The sequence below is a fragment of the Klebsiella sp. CN_Kp073 genome (assembly GCF_040065495.2).
GTDB lineage: Bacteria > Pseudomonadota > Gammaproteobacteria > Enterobacterales > Enterobacteriaceae > Klebsiella > Klebsiella aerogenes.
Map to the genome: position 1 here is coordinate 385,309 of NZ_CM198051.1, position 18,658 is coordinate 403,966.

General features: G+C 55.4%; 19 protein-coding genes. 13 read left to right on the forward strand and 6 right to left on the reverse strand.

Features of this window, described 5'->3' with window-relative positions; translation table 11 throughout:
• Position 1: 1 nt before the first annotated feature.
• The 3 genes from hslR to ABLV66_RS01820 are packed head-to-tail and all read right to left on the reverse strand — an operon-like array spanning position 2 to position 3,272.
• The gene (gene hslR, locus ABLV66_RS01810; RefSeq protein ID WP_015369376.1) at positions 2-403 is read right to left on the reverse strand and encodes a ribosome-associated heat shock protein Hsp15; all 402 of its coding nucleotides are present in this window, start codon (positions 401-403) and stop codon (positions 2-4) included.
• Positions 400-1,083: a GMP/IMP nucleotidase gene (yrfG, locus tag ABLV66_RS01815; RefSeq protein ID WP_047047984.1), complete on the reverse strand. Its 684-nt coding sequence runs from the start codon at positions 1,081-1,083 to the stop codon at positions 400-402. The genes hslR and yrfG overlap by 4 nt, the downstream gene beginning before the upstream one ends.
• A 59-nt stretch (positions 1,084-1,142) precedes the next feature.
• The gene (locus ABLV66_RS01820) at positions 1,143-3,272 is read right to left on the reverse strand and encodes an intracellular growth attenuator family protein (protein ID WP_047078887.1); all 2,130 of its coding nucleotides are present in this window, start codon (positions 3,270-3,272) and stop codon (positions 1,143-1,145) included.
• A gap of 285 nt (positions 3,273-3,557) precedes the next feature.
• Between ABLV66_RS01820 and nudE the strand changes: the two genes are divergently transcribed.
• Positions 3,558-4,118, forward strand: coding sequence for an ADP compounds hydrolase NudE (gene nudE, locus ABLV66_RS01825; RefSeq protein WP_015703662.1), 561 nt, complete (start codon positions 3,558-3,560; stop codon positions 4,116-4,118).
• 111 nt (positions 4,119-4,229) lie between these two features.
• Here the strand turns inward: nudE and ABLV66_RS01830 are convergent, their stop codons facing one another.
• The 3 genes from ABLV66_RS01830 to mrcA all read right to left on the reverse strand — a co-directional run bounded on the left by ABLV66_RS01830 (position 4,230) and on the right by mrcA (position 8,435).
• The gene (locus tag ABLV66_RS01830; RefSeq protein ID WP_047078888.1) at positions 4,230-4,628 is read right to left on the reverse strand and encodes a hypothetical protein; all 399 of its coding nucleotides are present in this window, start codon (positions 4,626-4,628) and stop codon (positions 4,230-4,232) included.
• A 4-nt stretch (positions 4,629-4,632) separates the two neighbouring features.
• Complete coding sequence (locus ABLV66_RS01835) at positions 4,633-5,637, reverse strand: hypothetical protein (RefSeq protein ID WP_047078889.1); 1,005 nt, start codon at positions 5,635-5,637, stop codon at positions 4,633-4,635.
• Positions 5,638-5,876: 239 nt separating this feature from the next.
• Positions 5,877-8,435 carry a peptidoglycan glycosyltransferase/peptidoglycan DD-transpeptidase MrcA gene (mrcA, locus tag ABLV66_RS01840; protein ID WP_348876549.1) on the reverse strand — a complete coding sequence of 853 codons (2,559 nt, stop codon included), beginning with the start codon at positions 8,433-8,435 and terminating at the stop codon, positions 5,877-5,879.
• Positions 8,436-8,649: 214 nt separating this feature from the next.
• Between mrcA and ABLV66_RS01845 the strand changes: the two genes are divergently transcribed.
• From ABLV66_RS01845 to trpS, 12 genes are all read left to right on the forward strand, one after another.
• A complete protein-coding gene (locus tag ABLV66_RS01845; RefSeq protein WP_213292990.1) occupies positions 8,650-9,435 on the forward strand; it encodes a type IV pilus biogenesis protein PilM in 786 nt (261 codons plus the stop codon).
• Between the two features lie 2 nt (positions 9,436-9,437).
• A complete protein-coding gene (locus tag ABLV66_RS01850) occupies positions 9,438-9,977 on the forward strand; it encodes a PilN domain-containing protein (protein ID WP_348876548.1) in 540 nt (179 codons plus the stop codon).
• Positions 9,961-10,398, forward strand: a complete 438-nt coding sequence (locus tag ABLV66_RS01855) for a HofO family protein (RefSeq protein WP_348876547.1) — start codon at positions 9,961-9,963, stop codon at positions 10,396-10,398. The genes ABLV66_RS01850 and ABLV66_RS01855 overlap by 17 nt, the downstream gene beginning before the upstream one ends.
• Positions 10,388-10,789, forward strand: coding sequence for a HofP DNA utilization family protein (locus tag ABLV66_RS01860; protein WP_289578433.1), 402 nt, complete (start codon positions 10,388-10,390; stop codon positions 10,787-10,789). The genes ABLV66_RS01855 and ABLV66_RS01860 overlap by 11 nt, the downstream gene beginning before the upstream one ends.
• Positions 10,701-11,942 carry a DNA uptake porin HofQ gene (hofQ, locus tag ABLV66_RS01865; protein ID WP_289578434.1) on the forward strand — a complete coding sequence of 414 codons (1,242 nt, stop codon included), beginning with the start codon at positions 10,701-10,703 and terminating at the stop codon, positions 11,940-11,942. The genes ABLV66_RS01860 and hofQ overlap by 89 nt, the downstream gene beginning before the upstream one ends.
• A gap of 269 nt (positions 11,943-12,211) precedes the next feature.
• Positions 12,212-12,733, forward strand: a complete 522-nt coding sequence (gene aroK / locus ABLV66_RS01870; protein WP_002920267.1) for a shikimate kinase AroK — start codon at positions 12,212-12,214, stop codon at positions 12,731-12,733.
• A 53-nt stretch (positions 12,734-12,786) separates the two neighbouring features.
• Complete coding sequence (aroB, locus tag ABLV66_RS01875; protein ID WP_015369386.1) at positions 12,787-13,881, forward strand: 3-dehydroquinate synthase; 1,095 nt, start codon at positions 12,787-12,789, stop codon at positions 13,879-13,881.
• 84 nt (positions 13,882-13,965) lie between these two features.
• Positions 13,966-15,258: a cell division protein DamX gene (gene damX, locus ABLV66_RS01880; RefSeq protein ID WP_315711683.1), complete on the forward strand. Its 1,293-nt coding sequence runs from the start codon at positions 13,966-13,968 to the stop codon at positions 15,256-15,258.
• Positions 15,259-15,337: 79 nt separating this feature from the next.
• Positions 15,338-16,165: an adenine-specific DNA-methyltransferase gene (gene dam, locus ABLV66_RS01885; RefSeq protein ID WP_045394863.1), complete on the forward strand. Its 828-nt coding sequence runs from the start codon at positions 15,338-15,340 to the stop codon at positions 16,163-16,165.
• Between the two features lie 17 nt (positions 16,166-16,182).
• Entirely contained in the window at positions 16,183-16,860 is a 678-nt protein-coding gene (gene rpe, locus ABLV66_RS01890; protein ID WP_015369389.1) for a ribulose-phosphate 3-epimerase, read from the forward strand.
• On the forward strand, positions 16,853-17,614 hold the full coding sequence (gene gph / locus ABLV66_RS01895) for a phosphoglycolate phosphatase (protein WP_045394865.1): 762 nt from the start codon (positions 16,853-16,855) through the stop codon (positions 17,612-17,614). Before rpe ends, gph begins: the two co-directional genes overlap by 8 nt.
• Positions 17,607-18,611, forward strand: coding sequence for a tryptophan--tRNA ligase (trpS, locus tag ABLV66_RS01900; RefSeq protein ID WP_015369391.1), 1,005 nt, complete (start codon positions 17,607-17,609; stop codon positions 18,609-18,611). The genes gph and trpS overlap by 8 nt, the downstream gene beginning before the upstream one ends.
• Positions 18,612-18,658 lie beyond the last annotated feature (47 nt).

Below are 18,658 nucleotides of genomic sequence, written 5' to 3' on the forward strand. Positions count from 1 at the left end.
GCTATTCGCTGTCGCCGTGTTTAAATCTCATCAGGTCGCGGCGCTCTTTTTTGTCCGGACGTCTGTCTGGGTGCGGCATCGTGAGCGCATTCAGCTTACGCGCCAGCGCCACTTTTTCGCGTTTCTCGATACTCTCCGCCGTCTCTTCGTACAGCATGACGGCTTCGCTGGCTGGCCTGCGCTGTTCGGTAACGCTTTTGACGATAACGGTGCGCTCGTCGTTGCCCTGGCGCAGGGTCAGGGTGGCATTCAGCTCGACGATTTTGCTCGGCTTACTACGTTGTCCGTTGTAGTGCACCTTGCCGCCTTCAACCATTTCGCGCGCAATGGCGCGAGTTTTATAAAAGCGGGCTGCCCAGAGCCATTTGTCCAGCCTGACGCTTTCAGCGGGCTTATCTTTCATGGCCTCTCCTCCGGAGTCAGGGAAGGGATCAGCCGCCGGTAATCGTTCACGCCAGGATGGCGGGCATACTGTTTTTCCGCCAGGCCGGAATCCGGATTGGTGACGCCCAGGCAATAACGAATGCCGAACTGCGCCGCCGCGTCCAGGATAGCCTCGCTGTCATCGACAAACAGCGTTTTGCGCGCATCAAGGCCGGTTTCTTCCGCCACCGCGCGCCACAGGCGCTGATCCTCTTTCGGATAACCAAATGTGTGGGTGGAAAGTAATAAATCAAGGTGCGCGTCCAGACCGGTGTGCTTAAGCTTCACCGCCAGATTATGCGGGTGCGCGTTGGTCAGCAGGATGCGGCGCTTGCCGCTGGCCCGCAGCGCATCAAGGAATGGCACGGTATCTTCCCGCAGTTTTGCCCGCGGTCCCTGCTCGCTGGTCATCGCACAAATATCCAAACCCAGTCGCTCGCTCCAGTAATCAAGACAGTACCAGTTTAGCGTATGCTGCACGGCGTGATACTCCTGGTGCATTGCCGCTTTGGCTTCCTGCAGGTTGAGTCCGCGCGCGGCGCCCCAGGTTTCCGGGACCAATTTTTGCCAGAAGTAGTTGTCGAAGGCGAGGTCGAGCAGCGTGCCATCCATATCCAGCAGAACGGTATCAACCTCCTGCCACGCGATATTGATTTGCATGGTGAGTCTCCAGCGAGGGGGAAATGCGCGACAGGGTATCATACCCTGTCGCGCAGGAATTAATCTTGATGATCCGGGGAAGGGATAAGAACCGGATTCAGGCAGCTTTCATAATATTTTTGAATTTCTTCCATGCGCAGGCGCTGGCGCTGATAGCGGCGGATCGCCTGCACGCCGTGCCACGACATACAACCAAGCATCGCCAGCAGCAGCAGAGTGGTGCCAAGATAGCGCCACAGCCCGCTGCGATCGGGAATGCGGTGCAGGTTGATATGCTGGGTGCCATTGGCATCGGTATAAAGATTAGTGACAATCCCCTCCGCATGGAATGGCGTGTGCATCAACATGCCCGCCAGGCGCTGCAGCTCGCCCCACTGCTCGTGGGCAGGATAATCGTACAGGCTGATAGCCGGCCACGGCTGATTGACCAGTTCGCTGCCTTCATCGCTGGCGATCAGGAATCCGCCAGGGGCCGGGCTATTTAGCGCCTGCGCCGCGCGCGAGGTTTCACGCATCACAAACGGCGCGGTGGAGGTGGTCACCAGATTCTCCAGCGATTCGGCGCTCACCGGGCGCAGCAACACGTTCACGCCATCGAGCTTACCGGCGGTGGCGCGTTTGGTTAGCGCTTCCCAGTTGCGGGTATTGCCAAGGTTGACCAGCGCGTTCTTCAGACGCACGCAGTCATCTTTCGCCGAGCAGAGATCGTTGGTTTTCAGCACGATATCGCCGAAGTCATCCAGCAGCACCATTCCTGATTTCTGAATTGCCGAACGTAATGCCGGGCTAACGTGCGAATCGTCGTCCGGGTCAGGATGCAACTGGCGCTGTACCGCCTGGACCAGCGCCGTGGCCTTACCGACGATATCGGACTCCGGCAGCGGCAGGGGAGGCGCGTCGTTCCAGATAATCTGCGAACAGTCGAACGGCGTAAACGGTGACGCGTCTTTCGCGCTCCAGGCGCCCGGCGTACGGATGTTGCACATCCCGGTACCTTTTAATTGCAGCGTGTCGCCGATACGCACTTTCGCCTTTTCAAGCTGGCCGACGGTGGTGGCTTCGATGGTCTGGGCCCCCTTAAGCCAGGAGAGCGTGAATTTAAAGGGCATATTCAGCGGTACGCTAATCCACAGCATGATGACGACCAGCAGCGCGCCGGCGGCGATAATCGCGCTGCGCAGCCAGTACTGCAGCGGGAAGTGTTTCACTTCATCGTGCAGCGACAGGAATCGCCCCTGGCGAACAACGTGGCGGTTAAGATAAATATCAATATCGGTTTGCTGTCCCAGATCCTGGGCGATCCACGGTTGCCAGTGGCGCGGATAGATAAGGTCGATAATCCCCAGCGAAATATTATTAACGTGTTCCTGGTCGTTCTCGCCAAACAGTCCCCAGCGTTTCGGCATCCCGCGCAGGCAGTGGATTTCGCGTAGCGAACCGGCCAGCGGCGGCGCGTAAATGCCCCATACGCCCGCGGCCAACAGCAGCACGCCGCCGCCGAGCAGCCACGGCGCGAAGACATCCGGGGAGATCAGACAGCAATAGAACAGCAGGAAGGCTGCGACAATCATGATCCCTTCGCGCAGGCTGTCAGGACGGCTTAGGGCATGCTCTTCCTGGGTTTCCTGGCGGATATTCAGCAGTTCGACCTGTTCACTCTCTTCACCGCGAATCGACGCCTGGGTAGCCGACGCGCGTTCAAGCGCGTAGCCGCGGGCTTCCTGCGGATAGTCGCGCAAGGTGTGGTCGTTGAGAACAATCACCAGCGGCAGGCTATCGGTTGGGATCAGCGAGACGCTGTTCTCGTCGTTGATATGCTGTTCCCAGAACGGCGGCAGATGAACCTCCACCGAGTCGAGGAAGTAGCGCCATTTGTTGGGCTCATCAGACGAAATACCGTAGCGGGTGACGGCGCGGGTGACGGTATAAACGGTGTCGCTCTGCTCATTGAGTTTCAGGGCGACAGGCGCGACGCTGGCGCCGGTCGCCGGTACCTGTTGCGACTGGCTGAGGCCATCGAGATACTTTTCGACCGCCTGGCGTTCATCATCAGAAAGCTTGCGGGTCGTCGCGTCGCTAAAGGCTTGCAGTAAGGGGAGGCGACGACGTCTGGCATGAGATCGATACCACCACCCGATAAGCAAGACACAGAGTAGCAGAGCTGTGAAAAAGGTCAGAAAGGTGCCCATGCCCATCCCATCGTCATAGTAATTTTAATTGTTTATCGGCACATGTTGTCTAATGCAGGAAATTTTATTGTGCAATGCAGCAGCATGTAAGCTTATCAAAAACGGGAAAACTCAGGAATCGGTAAATTCTCAAAACAAATTCAACCTATTGACTTTTTTATCTTTATGAATCTTTGCATTGCAAGCAAAACGTTGCAACTATGTAAATTAGTGGCAATTTGGATTGCCGAAACCGTGCTGCGTATCGCACAATGACTTCTGTAATCACAGCATAGACCGATGACAATGAGCAAATCATTACAAAAACCCACCATTCTCAACGTTGAAACGGTAGCGCGTTCGCGTCTTTTTAATGTTGAAAGCGTGGACCTGGAGTTCAGCAACGGCGTGCGTCGCGTTTATGAACGCATGCGGCCCACCGCGCGTGAAGCCGTAATGATTGTGCCGATTGTTGACGACCACATTATTTTAATCCGCGAATATGCGGTCGGCACCGAATCCTACGAGCTGGGTTTCTCCAAAGGGCTTATCGACCCTGGCGAAACCGCCATGGAAGCCGCCAACCGCGAGCTGAAAGAAGAGGTGGGTTTCGGCGCCCGTCAATTGACCTTCCTGAAGAAGCTCAGCATGGCGCCATCTTATTTCTCCAGCAAAATGAATATTATGGTGGCGGAAGATCTCTATCCGGAATCGCTGCCGGGCGATGAGCCGGAACCGCTGCCGCAGGTGCGCTGGCCGCTGTCGCAGCTGATGTCGCTACTGGAAGAAGAAGACTTCAATGAAGCGCGTAACGTCAGCGCGCTGTTTCTGGTGCGTGAATGGCTACAGGCGCAGGGGCGTTTGTAAGCGGCTAACATTGTTGTCGCCATCGTCAAAGCCATTTTCGCTGAAAGTGGCTTTGACTTAAACCTGCTGGAAACATTGCTGGCGCTTTACTGATGGTGAAGAAAACGAAAGTTATGCCAAACTTAGTACGTGAATAATTAAAGCGGTAATACAAGGAATAAGAACTAACATTACAGATGTCTTCCAGAAAAAACAGAATTTCTTCATCCATTCTATTGATAATGTTGGTTTTTGTAAGAAGAATGAATATGCGTTGCTTTCTTTTGTGATGAAAAGGATTTTTTTATTTTCTTTTAATCCCAGAAAGAAACGTGATACAGGATAAGCTCCAAAAAAACCAGTCATCGATTGGATGTTGTATAGCATTGGGAATTCAAGCTTGCTTGCTAAATAACTTTCTAAGATGGCACTATATTCTTTTCTGTGAGAAATGAATATGAAATACGAGACGATCATTAACAGGATGCCTATCACACAACAAATCAATAACGCATAGCTCAGGTATTGCATATTACTAGTATCCTGTTAATTCCAATATTTTTTTTGACGAGTACTCGCCGAATTTACCACCTATATATCCTCCGGCAAGACCCCCGATAATCGCGCATGGCAATGCCCCCGTTCCAGCTGTTGCTAGCCCTACGCCCACGCAAAGGGCTACTGCGCCGGTGGAGCCATAAGCACCTCCGGCTAAACCTAACGTCGTGCTTGCACCAAATTTAAAATATTCTTTAAATGCTGTATTACCACATTCACTTTCTCTTCCAGTAGTACAAGATTTTATAATGTTATTTGTTGCCCCAGCAAACGAAAATGCAATGCCAATATATCCGCCATACTTTAAAAAGCGGGCCGCTCTGGCAGCATTACCGGTATAGGTGGAATATCCAGGGATAGCACCTACTCCAACCGTTGACCATTCATGGACAATTGAACGACTGGATAGGTTTAATGCTCTTCGCATATCCTCATATGGCCGGAATTTGATTGAGTGTTTTGCTAAATATTTAATAATAGGTTTATTAACTAATATTTTAAGTTCAGCCAGTAGTTGATTTCTCTCAACAAAAAACTGTTGTCCTATAAGCGTACCTTGCGTCCGAAACTGATTTTGATAGCTGGCCTCTATTTTTTTTAGCGTGGTTTCTATAGCTTTGAAGTATTTTTCTCCAGCATCCCCGATAGCGCCAAAAATTTTATCTCCTGCAGTCGTTATTCCGGCAATCATTCCATAGTTTCTTTGAAGAAAACTGGCCTCATCGGTACTGACTCCTACCAGATTGTTATTTACCTGTTGTTTTGCCTGATGGAGCAAACGGAGTGTCTGTTCTGTCATCGTGCTATTTGGGTCGGCGACAATGAGTATTTGCCCGGGTTTGACCCAGGGCGTACCTGCATTTAGCTGTTCAAAGTAACGCGCGGCACTGCTATTGCGGTTTCGGAATAACAACCCAGCTTGAAGAGATATAGAGCCCGGCTGTTCGACTATACAGTAACCAGGAGCTAGTTTTCTTGACATAAAAAATCCTTGTCTTAGTTGTTTCCATGGAAAGGGACATCGGAAGTTTTTTAGAACAGTAAGCCTTTTTTTGTCTGAGATAGCAATGATAGAAGGCCATCAGCAACCTGAGAGCCTGCTGGAATTCCTTGCCCATAAAAAACTGCACCTTACTTCGTTGGGTGTCCAACTTTTCGGGTGCAGTTCATTTCGGCGGTTTTTTTGCTGCTCTCAGGCCACCTTTTAGAAAGTGGTTTTCACTAGAACAACTCGTGGGTTTCGCCACCGCTATCGGTAATGGTGGTGCCAACTTCGCGCACCGCCTGATGGGTAGGCTGTGTGCCCTCGATGAAGTACTCGGCGCGGCTGTTGCCGCCGTTAGCCAGTTGACCTGTGCTGCGGTCGATATTCACCGTCACAATACCCGGCGGCGGCGTTAACGGCTCTTCCGGCACGCCTTCCAGCACCCGTTTCATAAAATCATCCCAAGCCGGTTGGGCGCTTTTAGCGCCGCCTTCATAACCCGAAATCTGATCTTTAATCGCGCCGGAAGCGGTGGTACGGCCCAAATCGCGACGGTGGTCATCGAAACCAATCCACACCGAAGTCACTACGCCCGGACCGTAGCCGGAGAACCACGCGTCTTTCGAGCTGTTGGTGGTACCGGTTTTGCCGCCGATATCATGACGCTGCAGATCGCGGCCCGCACGCCAGCCGGTGCCCATCCAGCCCGGTTCGCCGAAAATATTGGTATTCAGCGCGCTTTTAATCAAGAAGGCCAGCGGCGTGTTGATAACATGCGGGGCATACTCCGGCGCGCCGCTTTGCGCGACCAGCGACTGATTAGCCTGCTCAAGCTGCGGCTGCGGCGGGACGTCGCCGTTTTGCGGCTCCTGAGAGGTGGCGACCTCTTCGACATCCTGGTTTTCCAGCACGTTGGATTTCGGCGTATCGCCGTAGATCACCGGCGAATTACACTGCGGACAGGCGACCTTAGGCCGCTCTTCAAACAGCACGCCGCCCTGGTCGTTCTCGATCTTGCTAATGAAGTACGGGTTAATCAGGAAGCCGCCGTTAGCCATTACCGAGTAGCCGCGGGCGACCTGTAGCGGGGTAAAGGAAGCGGAACCCAGCGCCAGTGATTCGGTATGGACGATGTTCTGCGCCGGGAAGCCGAAACGCTGCAGATACTCTGCCGCATAATCGACGCCCATTGCGCGCATCGCGCGCACCATCACCACGTTCTTCGACTGACCTAATCCCTGACGCAAACGAATAGGGCCGGCGTACTGCGGCGGCGAGTTTTTTGGCCGCCAGTCGGAGCCCGCGCCGGCATCCCAGCGGGAGATCGGCACATCGTTAAGCATACTGGCGAGGGTTAAGCCTTTGTCCATCGCCGCGGTATAAAGGAACGGCTTGATATTGGAGCCAACCTGACGTAGCGCCTGGGTAGCGCGGTTGAATTTACTCTGATTGAAGTCAAAGCCGCCGACCAGAGCGATAATCGCGCCATTTTGCGGGTTGATAGAGACCAGCGCGGAGTTCACTTCCGGCACCTGCGACAGCCACCATTTGTCGCCCTCTTTGCGCACCCAAATTTGCTGCCCGGTCTGAATGACGTCGGTCACTTTGCGCGGCGTCGAGCCTTGTTGCGTATCGGAAACGTAGCGACGCGCCCAGCGGACGCCATCCATCGTTAACGCCACCGACGTGCCGTTGCCCAGCAACGCGACGGCTTCCTGCGGGTTCGCGGAGGTGACTACCGCCGGCGCCAGCGGGCCGACGCCCGGCAGTTTTTTCAGCGTATCGAGGATTTTTTTGTTATCCCACGGGGGCTCGCCAACTTTCCACAGCACGTTGGCCGGGCCGCGATAGCCGTGGCGCATGTCGTAATCGAGCACGTTTTTACGCACCGATTGCTGGGCGGCCTGCTGGTTTTTACGCGTGATGGTGGTGTAGACGCGATAGCCGTCTTCGTAGGCCTGCTCGCCGTAGCGGTTGACCATCTCCTGACGCACCATTTCGCTCAAATACGGGGCGGAGAAGGCGATTTCCGGCGTGTGATAGCTGGCGTCAATCGCCTCGCTGCGCGCCTGATCGTACTGTGCCTGGGTGATATAGCCTTCGCCCAGCATACGCGACAGCACCACGTTGCGACGCGAGGTCGCGCGATCCAGCGAATAGAGCGGGTTAAAGGTGGAAGGCGCTTTTGGTAGACCGGCGATGACCGCCATTTCGCTCAGCGTCAGCTGATCGACCGTTTTACCGAAGTAAACCTGCGCGGCGGCGCCGACGCCATAGGCGCGGTAGCCGAGGTAAATTTTATTGAGGTAAAGATCGAGAATTTCGTCTTTATTCAGCAGCTGTTCGATGCGGATCGCAAGGAAAACCTCTTTGATCTTACGCGTTATCGTTTTTTCCGGGCTGAGGAAGAAGTTACGCGCAAGCTGCTGAGTAATGGTACTGGCGCCCTGCGAGGCATGGCCTGAGAACATCGCCACGCTGGCGGCGCGGAAAATCCCCACCGGATCGACGCCATGATGCTCATAGAAGCGGCTATCTTCAGTCGCGATAAACGCTTTTATCAGCTCCGGCGGCATCTGCTGCAGAGTGACGGGGATGCGGCGCTTTTCGCCATATTGCGCAATGAGCTCGCCGTCCGCGCTATAAACCTGCATCGGGATCTGCAAGCGCACATCCTTTAAGGTCGCGACGTCGGGGAGTTGCGGCTCTATAAATTTGTAGAGGCCATAAATCGAGCCTGCTCCCAGCAGAACGCAACAAACTGCAAGGATAAAAAGATACTTTACGAACTTCACCGGAGAATTCCCATTTAGTTTTATTTGGGCAGTTTATAAACAAACGCGCGGTAGTATAAAGGCAAGCCAGGAGCATTGATATACCCCCACGGGGCGGCTTGCTGGCGCTATGTCTTCCAGACGGCGTGTCGATCGACGCTAAAAGCCCCCATTTCGCCACATGGTATATCCAGGCTGCTCCTTGAATCGCAATCGCGGATAAGGAGATCTAAGCATGACTTTCAGAAATTGGCGTATAGGAATTCACATTCAACAGGATAGCGTCGTCATAGTGGCACTATTGTACGAACGTGGACGCTGGGCGTTGCGTCGCTGGTGGCGAATTCCGCTGCCGCCCGGCCTGGTGGCGCAGGGCAGCATCGTTGACATCAATGAGGCGGTGAAGCGGTTACGTGATTGGCGCCGCGAGCTGCCGTTACAGCATCAGGTGTGCATTGCGCTTCCTGCCAGCCGTACGCTGCAAAAGCAGTTGCCGGCGCCACAGGTGTCGCTGCGGGAAAACGAAAGAGCAATGTGGATAGCGGGTACGATGGCGCGTCAGCTGGAAATGCCTGCCTCTTCGCTGTGTATCGATTACACCGCCCGCGCGGCTAACGATGGCTGGCAGGCGACGGCGGCTCAGCGTTTGGATATCGACGCGCTGCGTCAACTGGCTCGGCGGCTGAAGCTGCGCCTGGCGGCGATCGTGCCGGATGCGGCTGCTCTCACTTCTTTTTTTCCCTGGCTTACTGACGCGACTCAGGGATTGGTCTGGCAGGGGGACGCGCAGTGGTTATGGGCGACCCAGGAGCGCTGGGGCTATTGTCCATGCGCTGAAGCCCCCTCTTTCTCGCACTTAACCTCGCGCCTCAACGATGAACAGTTCCAGCTCTGTAGCAGCCTGCCGTTGGCGGAAAATAGCTTTGATTGCTGGAGCGTAATCCACCGCCTGCAGCCGCCGCTTCCCGCCTGCGGCGATCGCTTTGCTATCGCGCTTGGTTTGGCGCTGGGAGGTAAATAACCATGGCGCAGCCGATTAATCTTCTGCCGTGGCGCGAGACGCGACGGCGGCAACGCTTGCGTCTGGGCGGGCTGCTGGCGGTGGCGATGGCGCTAAACATCGCCGCCCTGACGATAGCGACGCGCGCGTTGCGTCAGATGGACGTGGCGCAGCAGGCGATGCGCGCCCAGGCCGACAATCTGCTTTATTCCATGCTGTTGCAACGCGAGCGGGATATGCGCGAAGAAATACAGCGCGGTGAGCGACAGGCACGGCAAGCGCAGCGGCGAGCCGAAATGCAGGCCTGGCAGACACGATTGCTCACGTTAGCGTCGCTGTTGCCGGAGCCGCTGTGGTTAACCAGACTGGACTACCAACCGCAGGGCATCACCCTCAGCGGCCTGGCGCTGAACCTCAAGGCGGTGGCGGCGCTGGAAAAGGCGCTTGGCAAGCTGGAGGGGTTTCAACCGGCGATGGCAGGAGGAACGCATCGCGATACACAGGGACGCTGGTCATTTAGCTTTTTTCTACCTGGAGACACTGCCGATGCGGACAGCGATTGAACGCCTGCAGGCGCTGCGCGGATGGCCGTTAGCGTTACTTTGCGCCACAGTTTTGGCTGCGGCAATGTATCTGGCGTTTTCGCTGGTTGTTGTCAGCGCTTCGCAGCCTGCGCCGCCGCCCCTACAGACGCAATGGTGGCGAGTAATGCCGTTGCGGGCCACGCTGCAGCAGCGCGTGGTTGATGATTGGACGGCCCGGCGTTTTTCACCGCTGGAGCCACCCGTGGCCGGTATCTTGTTACAGGCCTGGCAACCGCGAGGGCGCGGCGGTGAGATGCTGGCGGCGGTTAACTGGCAGTCGGTGCCGCCGCTGTTCGCCTGGCTTGCCGATTGCGGGGTACACGCTAGCGCTTTTTCACTAAATGATGAAAAAGGGGTACTACAGATGTCGTTGCAACTGGAGCGCGACGATGAAATATAAAGGATACATGCTGCTGCTGGTTTGCCCGCTGCTGGCAGGAGCGCGCGATCCTTTTTTACCGGTCGAGGACCACTGCCAGACCGCGCAGCTGACGCAGTGGCGTTACGGCGGCGGGGTTGGCCGCCCGGCCCAGTGGCTGGGTCTTGTTCAGGATCATACCGGTCAGTGGCGGCGTGTACGAATTAACGACGTTTTGCCTGGCGGCTGGCGAATTCGACAGCTAACGGCAGAAACATTAACTCTGGAGGCCAATACCGGGTGTGAACCCGCACGCTGGGTCTGGTCACGTAAGGAAAGCCAACATGATGCGAAGGATAAGCCTGCTACTTCTGCTGCTGCCGCTGCTGGCCGCGGCAGCGAAAAAAGAACCGCCGGTATCGCTGGTGGTTGATGATGTACCGGTGGCCCAGGTACTGCAAAGCCTGGCGGAAATGCAACATCTTAATTTAATCGTGGCGCCGGAGGTCAGCGGCACGCTGTCGCTCCACTTAAATAGCGTCCCCTGGCAACAGGCGCTCCAGTCGGTTCTCGATAGCGCTGGACTGACAATGGCCCGTCAGGGCACGGTGTTGTACATCCACACGCTGGCGTGGCAGCAAGCGAAACGGACGCAGCAGGAAGCCGAGCAGGCTAAACGCTGGCAGAATCTGCCATTACGTAACCACAGTATCCCGCTTCGCTATGCCGACGCAGACGAACTGGCGAAATCCGGGAGCAAGCTGTTGAGCGCCCGCGGCACGATGACCGTCGATCGGCGAACTAATCGTCTGTTAATCCGCGACGACGATCGGCATCTGCCGGCGCTGAAGGCGTGGGCTGAAGAGATGGATCTGCCGGTCGGCCAGGTGGAGCTGGCGGCGCACATTGTGTCAATGAGCGCGACCAGCCTGCGTGAGCTTGGCGTGAAGTGGAGCCTGGCGGAGGCCAGCAGCACGCCGGGGATGGGGAAAATGACCAACCTGAGCAGTAATCTGTCGGTATCAGACGCGACCACCCGCGGCGGGTTTAATATCGGCCGGATTAACGGGCGGCTACTGGAGCTTGAGCTTTCCGCGCTGGAGCAAAAGCAGCAGGTGGACATCATCGCCAGTCCGCGCCTGCTGGCGTCGCATATGCAACCCGCTAGTATCAAACAGGGCAGCGAGATCCCCTATCAGGTCTCCAGCGGAGAAAGCGGCGCCACCTCGGTTGAGTTTAAAGAGGCGGTCCTGGGTATGGAGGTGACGCCGACGGTGCTACAGCAGGATCGCGTGCGCCTGAAACTGCGCATTAGCGAAAATACGCCAGGCCAGGTACTGCAGCAGGAAAACGGCGAAGCGCTGGCAATTGATAAGCAAGAGATTGAAACCTTAGTCGAGGTGAAAAGCGGCGAGACCCTGGCGTTGGGCGGTATTTTTTCGCAGAAGAATAAGTCGGCGCGCGACAGCGTGCCGTTGCTTGGCGAAATCCCCTTACTCGGGCAGCTGTTTCGCCATGATGGTAAAGATAATGAACGACGTGAACTGGTTGTCTTCATCACGCCGCGTATTCTGGCAGTACATTAAGCGGGTTTTTCATGCTAAACACGTTTCAGGTGTTTGACGCGGGGACGGATTTAGCATACAAGGGGTACCGATTTGAGAGTCGGGTACGACATCAATCCTCCCTTTATGTCCGGTGATTTTATTCTGTTGCCAAACCAGCCGGAGTATTGAGATAATTTTTAGTCTGACTCTCGCTCTATTGCATATGAGGTTTCAGTTCATGTCCTGCTGCGCTGGGTGTCTGCGAAGCGGGTTTATCATTAACGAATAGTCTTAGTAGTACCGAAAAAATGGCAGAGAAACGCAATATCTTTCTGGTTGGGCCTATGGGTGCCGGCAAAAGCACTATTGGGCGCCAGTTAGCCCAACAGCTCAACATGGAATTTTACGATTCTGATCAAGAGATTGAGAAACGCACTGGCGCAGACGTCGGCTGGGTCTTCGATGTCGAAGGCGAAGAAGGCTTCCGCGATCGTGAAGAAAAAATCATCAATGAGTTGACGGAAAAACAGGGAATCGTACTCGCCACTGGCGGCGGCTCAGTAAAATCCCGTGAAACGCGTAACCGTCTCTCCGCCCGCGGCGTGGTGGTCTACCTGGAAACAACGATCGAAAAACAACTTGCTCGTACGCAGCGCGATAAAAAGCGTCCTTTATTACAAGTAGATGCGCCGCCACGTGAAGTTCTTGAAGCGTTGGCAGATGAGCGTAATCCGCTGTATGAAGAGATTGCCGATGTGACTATCCGCACCGACGATCAAAGCGCGAAAGTCGTTGCAAACCAGATTATTCATATGCTGGAAAGCAACTGATTCTGGCTTAATAAAGTGCGTCAGAGTAAAGCAACTGAGGTGGACGTCGCGTTATGGAGAAGCTGACTGTAACTCTCGGGGAACGTAGTTACCCGATTACCATCGCGGCTGGTTTGTTTAACGATCCAGCTTCTTTTCTGCCACTGAAATCAGGCGACCAGGTTATGCTGGTCACCAATGAAACGCTGGCGCCGCTTTATCTTGATACCGTTCGCTCCGTACTGGAGCAAGCGGGTGTCAATGTCGACAGCGTGATCCTGCCGGATGGCGAGCAGTATAAAAGCCTGGCGGTGATGGATACGGTATTTACCGCGCTGTTGCAAAAACCACATGGCCGCGACACCACACTCGTGGCGCTCGGCGGCGGCGTGGTTGGCGATTTAACCGGTTTTGCCGCGGCGAGCTATCAGCGCGGCGTACGTTTTATTCAAGTTCCCACCACGCTGCTTTCGCAGGTGGACTCTTCGGTTGGCGGCAAAACGGCCGTAAACCATCCCCTCGGTAAAAATATGATTGGCGCCTTCTGGCAGCCGGTTTCCGTGGTCGTCGACCTTAATTGTCTCAAAACATTGCCAAAGCGCGAGCTCTCCTCCGGCCTGGCTGAGGTCATTAAGTACGGCATTATCCTCGACGGCGAGTTCTTCTGCTGGCTTGAAGACAACATCGATGCGCTGATGGCGCTGGATGAATCAGCGATGGCGTACTGTATTCGCCGTTGTTGTGAGCTAAAAGCCGAAGTTGTCGCTGCCGACGAGCGCGAAACCGGGTTACGTGCTTTACTGAATCTGGGACATACATTTGGTCATGCTATCGAAGCTGAAATGGGCTACGGTAACTGGCTACATGGCGAAGCTGTGGCGGCAGGAATGGTCATGGCGGCGCATACGTCCGAGCGTTTAGGGCAGTTTAGCGCGCAGGATACGCAGCGTATGATTGCGCTGTTGCAACGTGCAGGGTTGCCGGTACGCGGGCCGCAGGAAATGTCTGCAGAAGCGTACTTGCCTCACATGATGCGTGATAAAAAGGTACTGGCAGGCGAAATGCGCCTGGTATTGCCGCTCGCTATAGGAAAGAGCGAGGTCCGCGGCGGAGTGTCGCACGATGTAGTTCTTGGCGCGATTGCTGATACTCAGCAGGCGCAACAATAAGAAGGTCTAGCCGCGTCCGCGCGGCGTTATCATTTCGGGCAACATGCAATAATCGTGAGCATAAGCCTTTTAGTGGGGTGTTAAATGGATGATTTCAAACCAGAAGACGATATGAAAGCCGATCGCAACGATCGTCGTACTGGTCGTTCCCGTCAGTCTTCCGAGCGTGACGCCGATCCGCAGATCAATTTCGACGATCTCGATCTCGAGGCTGATGAAAGCCGTCCGACGCGCGCGAACAAAGCCCGTCGTGAACGCGATGAAGAAGAGTATGAAGAGGACCTTGAGTCCGAAGAAGAAGCAGAAGAAGAGCAGCAGGTTGAACGCCGTCCGCGTAAACGCAAAAAGGCCCCTGCTAAACCGGCTTCCCGCCAGTATGTCATGATGGGCGTAGGGGTGCTGGTACTCCTGCTGCTGATTGTCGGCGTGGGTTCGGCGCTGAAATCGCCATCTTCTTCCAATGAATCCGCTTCTGGTGAGAAGAGCGTTAACCTGTCAGGCGATCAAAGCATGACCGCTGACCAGAACAACAATGCCGCGCAGCCGGTCGATCAAACTGCGGGCAACACCAACCAGCAGCAGCCGCAGGACGTTTCTCTGCCGCCGATCGCCTCTAATCCGACTCAGGGTCAACCCGCCTCTGAGCCGCAGGGCCAGCAGCGTGTGGAAGTTCAGGGCGACCTGAACAACGCACTGACTCAGCAGCAGGGTCAACTGGATAGCGCCGTTGCTAACTCCACCTTACCGACCGAACCTGCGACCGTTGCGCCAATGCGTAATGGCGCCGCGCCGCGTCAAACGACCGAACGCCAGACGGCTGCCGCGCCGCGTCCTGCCGAGCGTAAACAGGTGGTGATTGAACCGAAACCGCAAAGCAAGCCGCAGGCTACCGCCAAAGCGCCGGTTGAAACCAAACCTAAGCGCGTAGAGAGCGCGCCGGTGGCTACCGCCAGCAAGCCTGTCGCCACTGCGCAGACTAAACCGGCTGCGACAACCGCGCCAACGGCTACCGCGACTGCGCCTGCCGCAACGACCTCCACCCCGGCGGCCACTGCGCCTGCGGCGACCGCAGCGGCTGGTAGCAAAACGGCTGGCGATGTTGGTTCGATGAAGTCTGCGCCGTCAGGTAACTATACGTTGCAGCTCAGCAGCTCCTCTAACTACAACAACCTGAACAACTGGGCGAAGAAAGAGAAGCTGGAAAAATATGTTGTCTATGAGACGACTCGCAACGGTCAACCGTGGTATGTGCTGGTCAGCGGCATCTACGCTTCGAAAGATGAAGCGAAACGTGCCGTCGCCACGCTCCCTGCGGATGTTCAGGCGAAAAATCCATGGGCAAAACCGCTGCATCAGGTACAAGCTGACCTGAAGTAATGCCGCGAGTAGTCTTAAGCGCAGGATGCTGTCGGAGCGATTTCTCCACAGCCGGAGAAAGTGTAATTAGTTAGGCAGCATGAAAAAGAATCGCGCTTTTCTGAAGTGGGCAGGGGGGAAATACCCCCTGCTTGACGATATTAAAAAGCATTTGCCGGAAGGTGAATGCTTAATTGAGCCCTTTGTGGGCGCCGGGTCGGTATTCCTGAATACCGACTTTTCTCGTTATATCCTCGCGGATATCAATAGCGATCTGATCGGTCTGTATAACATCGTCAAATTGCGCACTGACGAATACGTCAGCGCCGCACGCGAGATGTTTACGCCGGAAAACAACGCCGCGGAGCGCTACTACCAGTACCGTGATGAATTCAACCAGAGTCAGGATCCCCTGCGTCGCGCGGTGCTGTTCCTGTATCTGAATCGCCATGGCTACAACGGATTGTGCCGCTACAACCTGCGCGGCGAGTTCAACGTGCCGTTTGGCCGCTACAAAAAGCCCTATTTCCCCGAGGCTGAGCTCTATCACTTCGCCGCCAAGGCGCAGAACGCCGAGTTTTACTGCGAATCTTATGAAGAGTGCATGAAGCGAGCCGATAGCCGGGCGGTGGTCTATTGCGACCCCCCGTACGCGCCGCTGACGGCGACGGCGAATTTTACCGCCTACCACACCAACAGTTTCAACCTTGATCAGCAGGTAATGCTGGCGAAAAAGGCGGAATCGTTGATGAAAAAGCGGATCCCGGTGCTTATCTCAAACCACCGCACGCCGCTGACGCAGGAGTGGTATAAAAACGCGGCGGAAACGCATATTGTGAAGGTTCGGCGCAGCATCAGCAGCAACGGTGGTACGCGTAAAAAGGTGGACGAGCTCTTAGCGCTGTACCGTCCGCCGAAGACCAAATAAATTTCAAGGAGATGCGGATGAAGCAGTATTTGATTGCCCCTTCGATTCTGTCGGCTGATTTTGCCCGTTTGGGCGAGGATACCGCTAAGGCACTGGCGGCGGGCGCGGATGTCGTACACTTCGACGTCATGGACAACCACTACGTGCCGAATCTGACGATTGGCCCGATGGTGCTGAAGTCGCTGCGCAACTACGGCATTACCGCGCCGATCGATGTGCACCTGATGGTAAAGCCGGTCGACCGCATCATTCCTGATTTTGCCGAAGCCGGCGCCAGCATTATCACTTTCCACCCGGAAGCCTCTGAACACGTCGACCGCAGCCTGCAGCTTATCAAAGAGCACGGCTGTAAAGCGGGGCTGGTATTCAACCCGGCAACGCCGCTGAGCTATCTCGATTACGTTATGGATAAGCTGGATGTGATTCTGCTGATGTCGGTTAACCCAGGCTTTGGCGGCCAGTCCTTTATTCCGCACACTCTTGAAAAACTGCGTCAGGTGCGTCAGCTTATCGATCAATCCGGCTACGACATTCGCCTTGAAGTCGATGGCGGCGTGAAAGCCAGCAATATTGGTGAAATTGCCGCCGCCGGTGCGGATATGTTTGTCGCCGGTTCGGCGATCTTCGGCCAGCCGGACTACAAAAAAGTTATTGATCAAATGCGCAGTGAATTAGCGAAGGTTAGTCATGGATAAATTACAGGCCATCCGCGGCGTGGCATTTGACCTGGACGGTACGCTGGTCGATAGCGCGCCGGGTTTAACCGCCGCCGTTGATAGCGCGCTTTACGCGCTGGAACTGCCGGTGGCAGGTGAAGAGCGCGTCGTGACCTGGATTGGCAACGGCGCAGACGTCCTGATGGAGCGGGCGCTGAATTGGGCTCGCCAGGAGCGTGCCACGTTACGCGCGGCGATGGGGAAACCTTCCGTCGACGATCATGATATACCGCAAGACGAACAGCTACGCGTTTTGCGTAAACTGTTCGACCGCTATTACGCCGAAGCGGCGGAAGAAGGCAGTTTCTTGTTCCCGGCGGTGGCCGATACGCTCGGCGCGCTGCATGCCAAAGGCCTGCCGCTGGCGCTGGTTACCAACAAACCGACACCGTTCGTGGCGCCCTTGCTCGAGGCCCTCGATATCGCGAAATACTTTAGCGTGGTGATCGGCGGCGACGATGTGAAGAATAAAAAGCCGCATCCGGATCCGCTGCTGCTGGTGGCGCAAAAGCTCTCTCTGACGCCAGCCGAACTCCTGTTCGTCGGGGATTCGCGCAACGATATTCAGGCGGCGAAAGCGGCGGGCTGTTGCTCTATCGGTCTGACTTACGGCTACAACTACGGCGAGCCGATTGCGTTGAGCGAGCCGGATTTTATCTTTGACCAATTTAATGAACTCTTGCCCGCTCTTGGGCTACCGTACAGTGAAACTCAGGAATTAAAAAATGACTAAGCCCATCGTTTTTAGTGGCGCACAGCCCTCAGGTGAATTGACCATTGGCAACTATATGGGTGCGCTGCGTCAATGGGTAAACATGCAGGATGACTATCACTGTATTTACTGCATCGTTGACCAGCACGCGATCACCGTGCGTCAGGATCCGCAGAACCTGCGTAAAGCAACGCTGGATACGCTGGCGCTGTACCTGGCCTGCGGTATCGATCCGCAAAAGAGCACCATTTTCGTCCAGTCTCACGTGCCGGAACACGCACAGCTGGGCTGGGCGCTGAACTGCTACACCTATTTCGGCGAACTGAGCCGCATGACCCAGTTTAAGGACAAGTCCGCGCGCTACGCCGAGAACATCAACGCCGGTCTGTTTGACTACCCGGTACTGATGGCCGCTGACATCCTGCTGTACCAGACCAACCAGGTACCGGTAGGCGAAGATCAGAAACAGCATCTTGAGCTGAGCCGCGACGTTGCGCAGCGCTTTAACGCTATCTATGGCGATATCTTTAAAGTGCCTGAGCCGTTTATTCCTAAGTCCGGCGCGCGCGTGATGTCCCTGCTGGAGCCGACCAAGAAGATGTCCAAGTCCGATGACAACCGCAACAACGTCATTGGCCTGCTGGAAGACCCGAAATCGGTGGTTAAGAAGATTAAACGCGCGGTGACCGACTCCGACGAGCCGCCGGTTGTCCGTTACGATGTGCAAAACAAAGCGGGCGTTTCCAACCTGCTGGATATCCTCTCCGCCGTGACCGGCCAGAGCATTCCGGAACTGGAACAGCACTTTGAAGGTAAAATGTACGGCCACCTGAAAGGCGAAGTCGCCGAAGCGGTTTCCGGTATGCTGACCGAGCTGCAGGAGCGCTATCACCGTTTCCGCAACGACGAAGCGTTCCTTAATCAGGTGATGAAAGAGGGGGCGGAAAAAGCCAGCGCGCACGCTTCTAAGACCCTGAAAGCGGTGTATGAAGCGATTGGCTTTGTCGCTAAGCCGTAACAAGGCTCGCTGAAGGTAAAAAAACCGGGATAATCCCGGTTTTTTTG

Coding starts and splice junctions, on each gene's coding strand:
- hslR (WP_015369376.1), bottom strand. CDS start 403: ATGAAAGATAAGCCCGCTGAAAGCGTCAGGCTGGACAAATGGCTCTGG.
- yrfG (WP_047047984.1), bottom strand. CDS start 1,083: ATGCAAATCAATATCGCGTGGCAGGAGGTTGATACCGTTCTGCTGGAT.
- ABLV66_RS01820 (WP_047078887.1), bottom strand. CDS start 3,272: ATGGGCACCTTTCTGACCTTTTTCACAGCTCTGCTACTCTGTGTCTTG.
- nudE (WP_015703662.1), top strand. CDS start 3,558: ATGAGCAAATCATTACAAAAACCCACCATTCTCAACGTTGAAACGGTA.
- ABLV66_RS01830 (WP_047078888.1), bottom strand. CDS start 4,628: ATGCAATACCTGAGCTATGCGTTATTGATTTGTTGTGTGATAGGCATC.
- ABLV66_RS01835 (WP_047078889.1), bottom strand. CDS start 5,637: ATGTCAAGAAAACTAGCTCCTGGTTACTGTATAGTCGAACAGCCGGGC.
- ABLV66_RS01845 (WP_213292990.1), top strand. CDS start 8,650: ATGACTTTCAGAAATTGGCGTATAGGAATTCACATTCAACAGGATAGC.
- ABLV66_RS01850 (WP_348876548.1), top strand. CDS start 9,438: ATGGCGCAGCCGATTAATCTTCTGCCGTGGCGCGAGACGCGACGGCGG.
- ABLV66_RS01855 (WP_348876547.1), top strand. CDS start 9,961: ATGCGGACAGCGATTGAACGCCTGCAGGCGCTGCGCGGATGGCCGTTA.
- ABLV66_RS01860 (WP_289578433.1), top strand. CDS start 10,388: ATGAAATATAAAGGATACATGCTGCTGCTGGTTTGCCCGCTGCTGGCA.
- hofQ (WP_289578434.1), top strand. CDS start 10,701: ATGATGCGAAGGATAAGCCTGCTACTTCTGCTGCTGCCGCTGCTGGCC.
- aroK (WP_002920267.1), top strand. CDS start 12,212: ATGGCAGAGAAACGCAATATCTTTCTGGTTGGGCCTATGGGTGCCGGC.
- aroB (WP_015369386.1), top strand. CDS start 12,787: ATGGAGAAGCTGACTGTAACTCTCGGGGAACGTAGTTACCCGATTACC.
- damX (WP_315711683.1), top strand. CDS start 13,966: ATGGATGATTTCAAACCAGAAGACGATATGAAAGCCGATCGCAACGAT.
- dam (WP_045394863.1), top strand. CDS start 15,338: ATGAAAAAGAATCGCGCTTTTCTGAAGTGGGCAGGGGGGAAATACCCC.
- rpe (WP_015369389.1), top strand. CDS start 16,183: ATGAAGCAGTATTTGATTGCCCCTTCGATTCTGTCGGCTGATTTTGCC.
- gph (WP_045394865.1), top strand. CDS start 16,853: ATGGATAAATTACAGGCCATCCGCGGCGTGGCATTTGACCTGGACGGT.
- trpS (WP_015369391.1), top strand. CDS start 17,607: ATGACTAAGCCCATCGTTTTTAGTGGCGCACAGCCCTCAGGTGAATTG.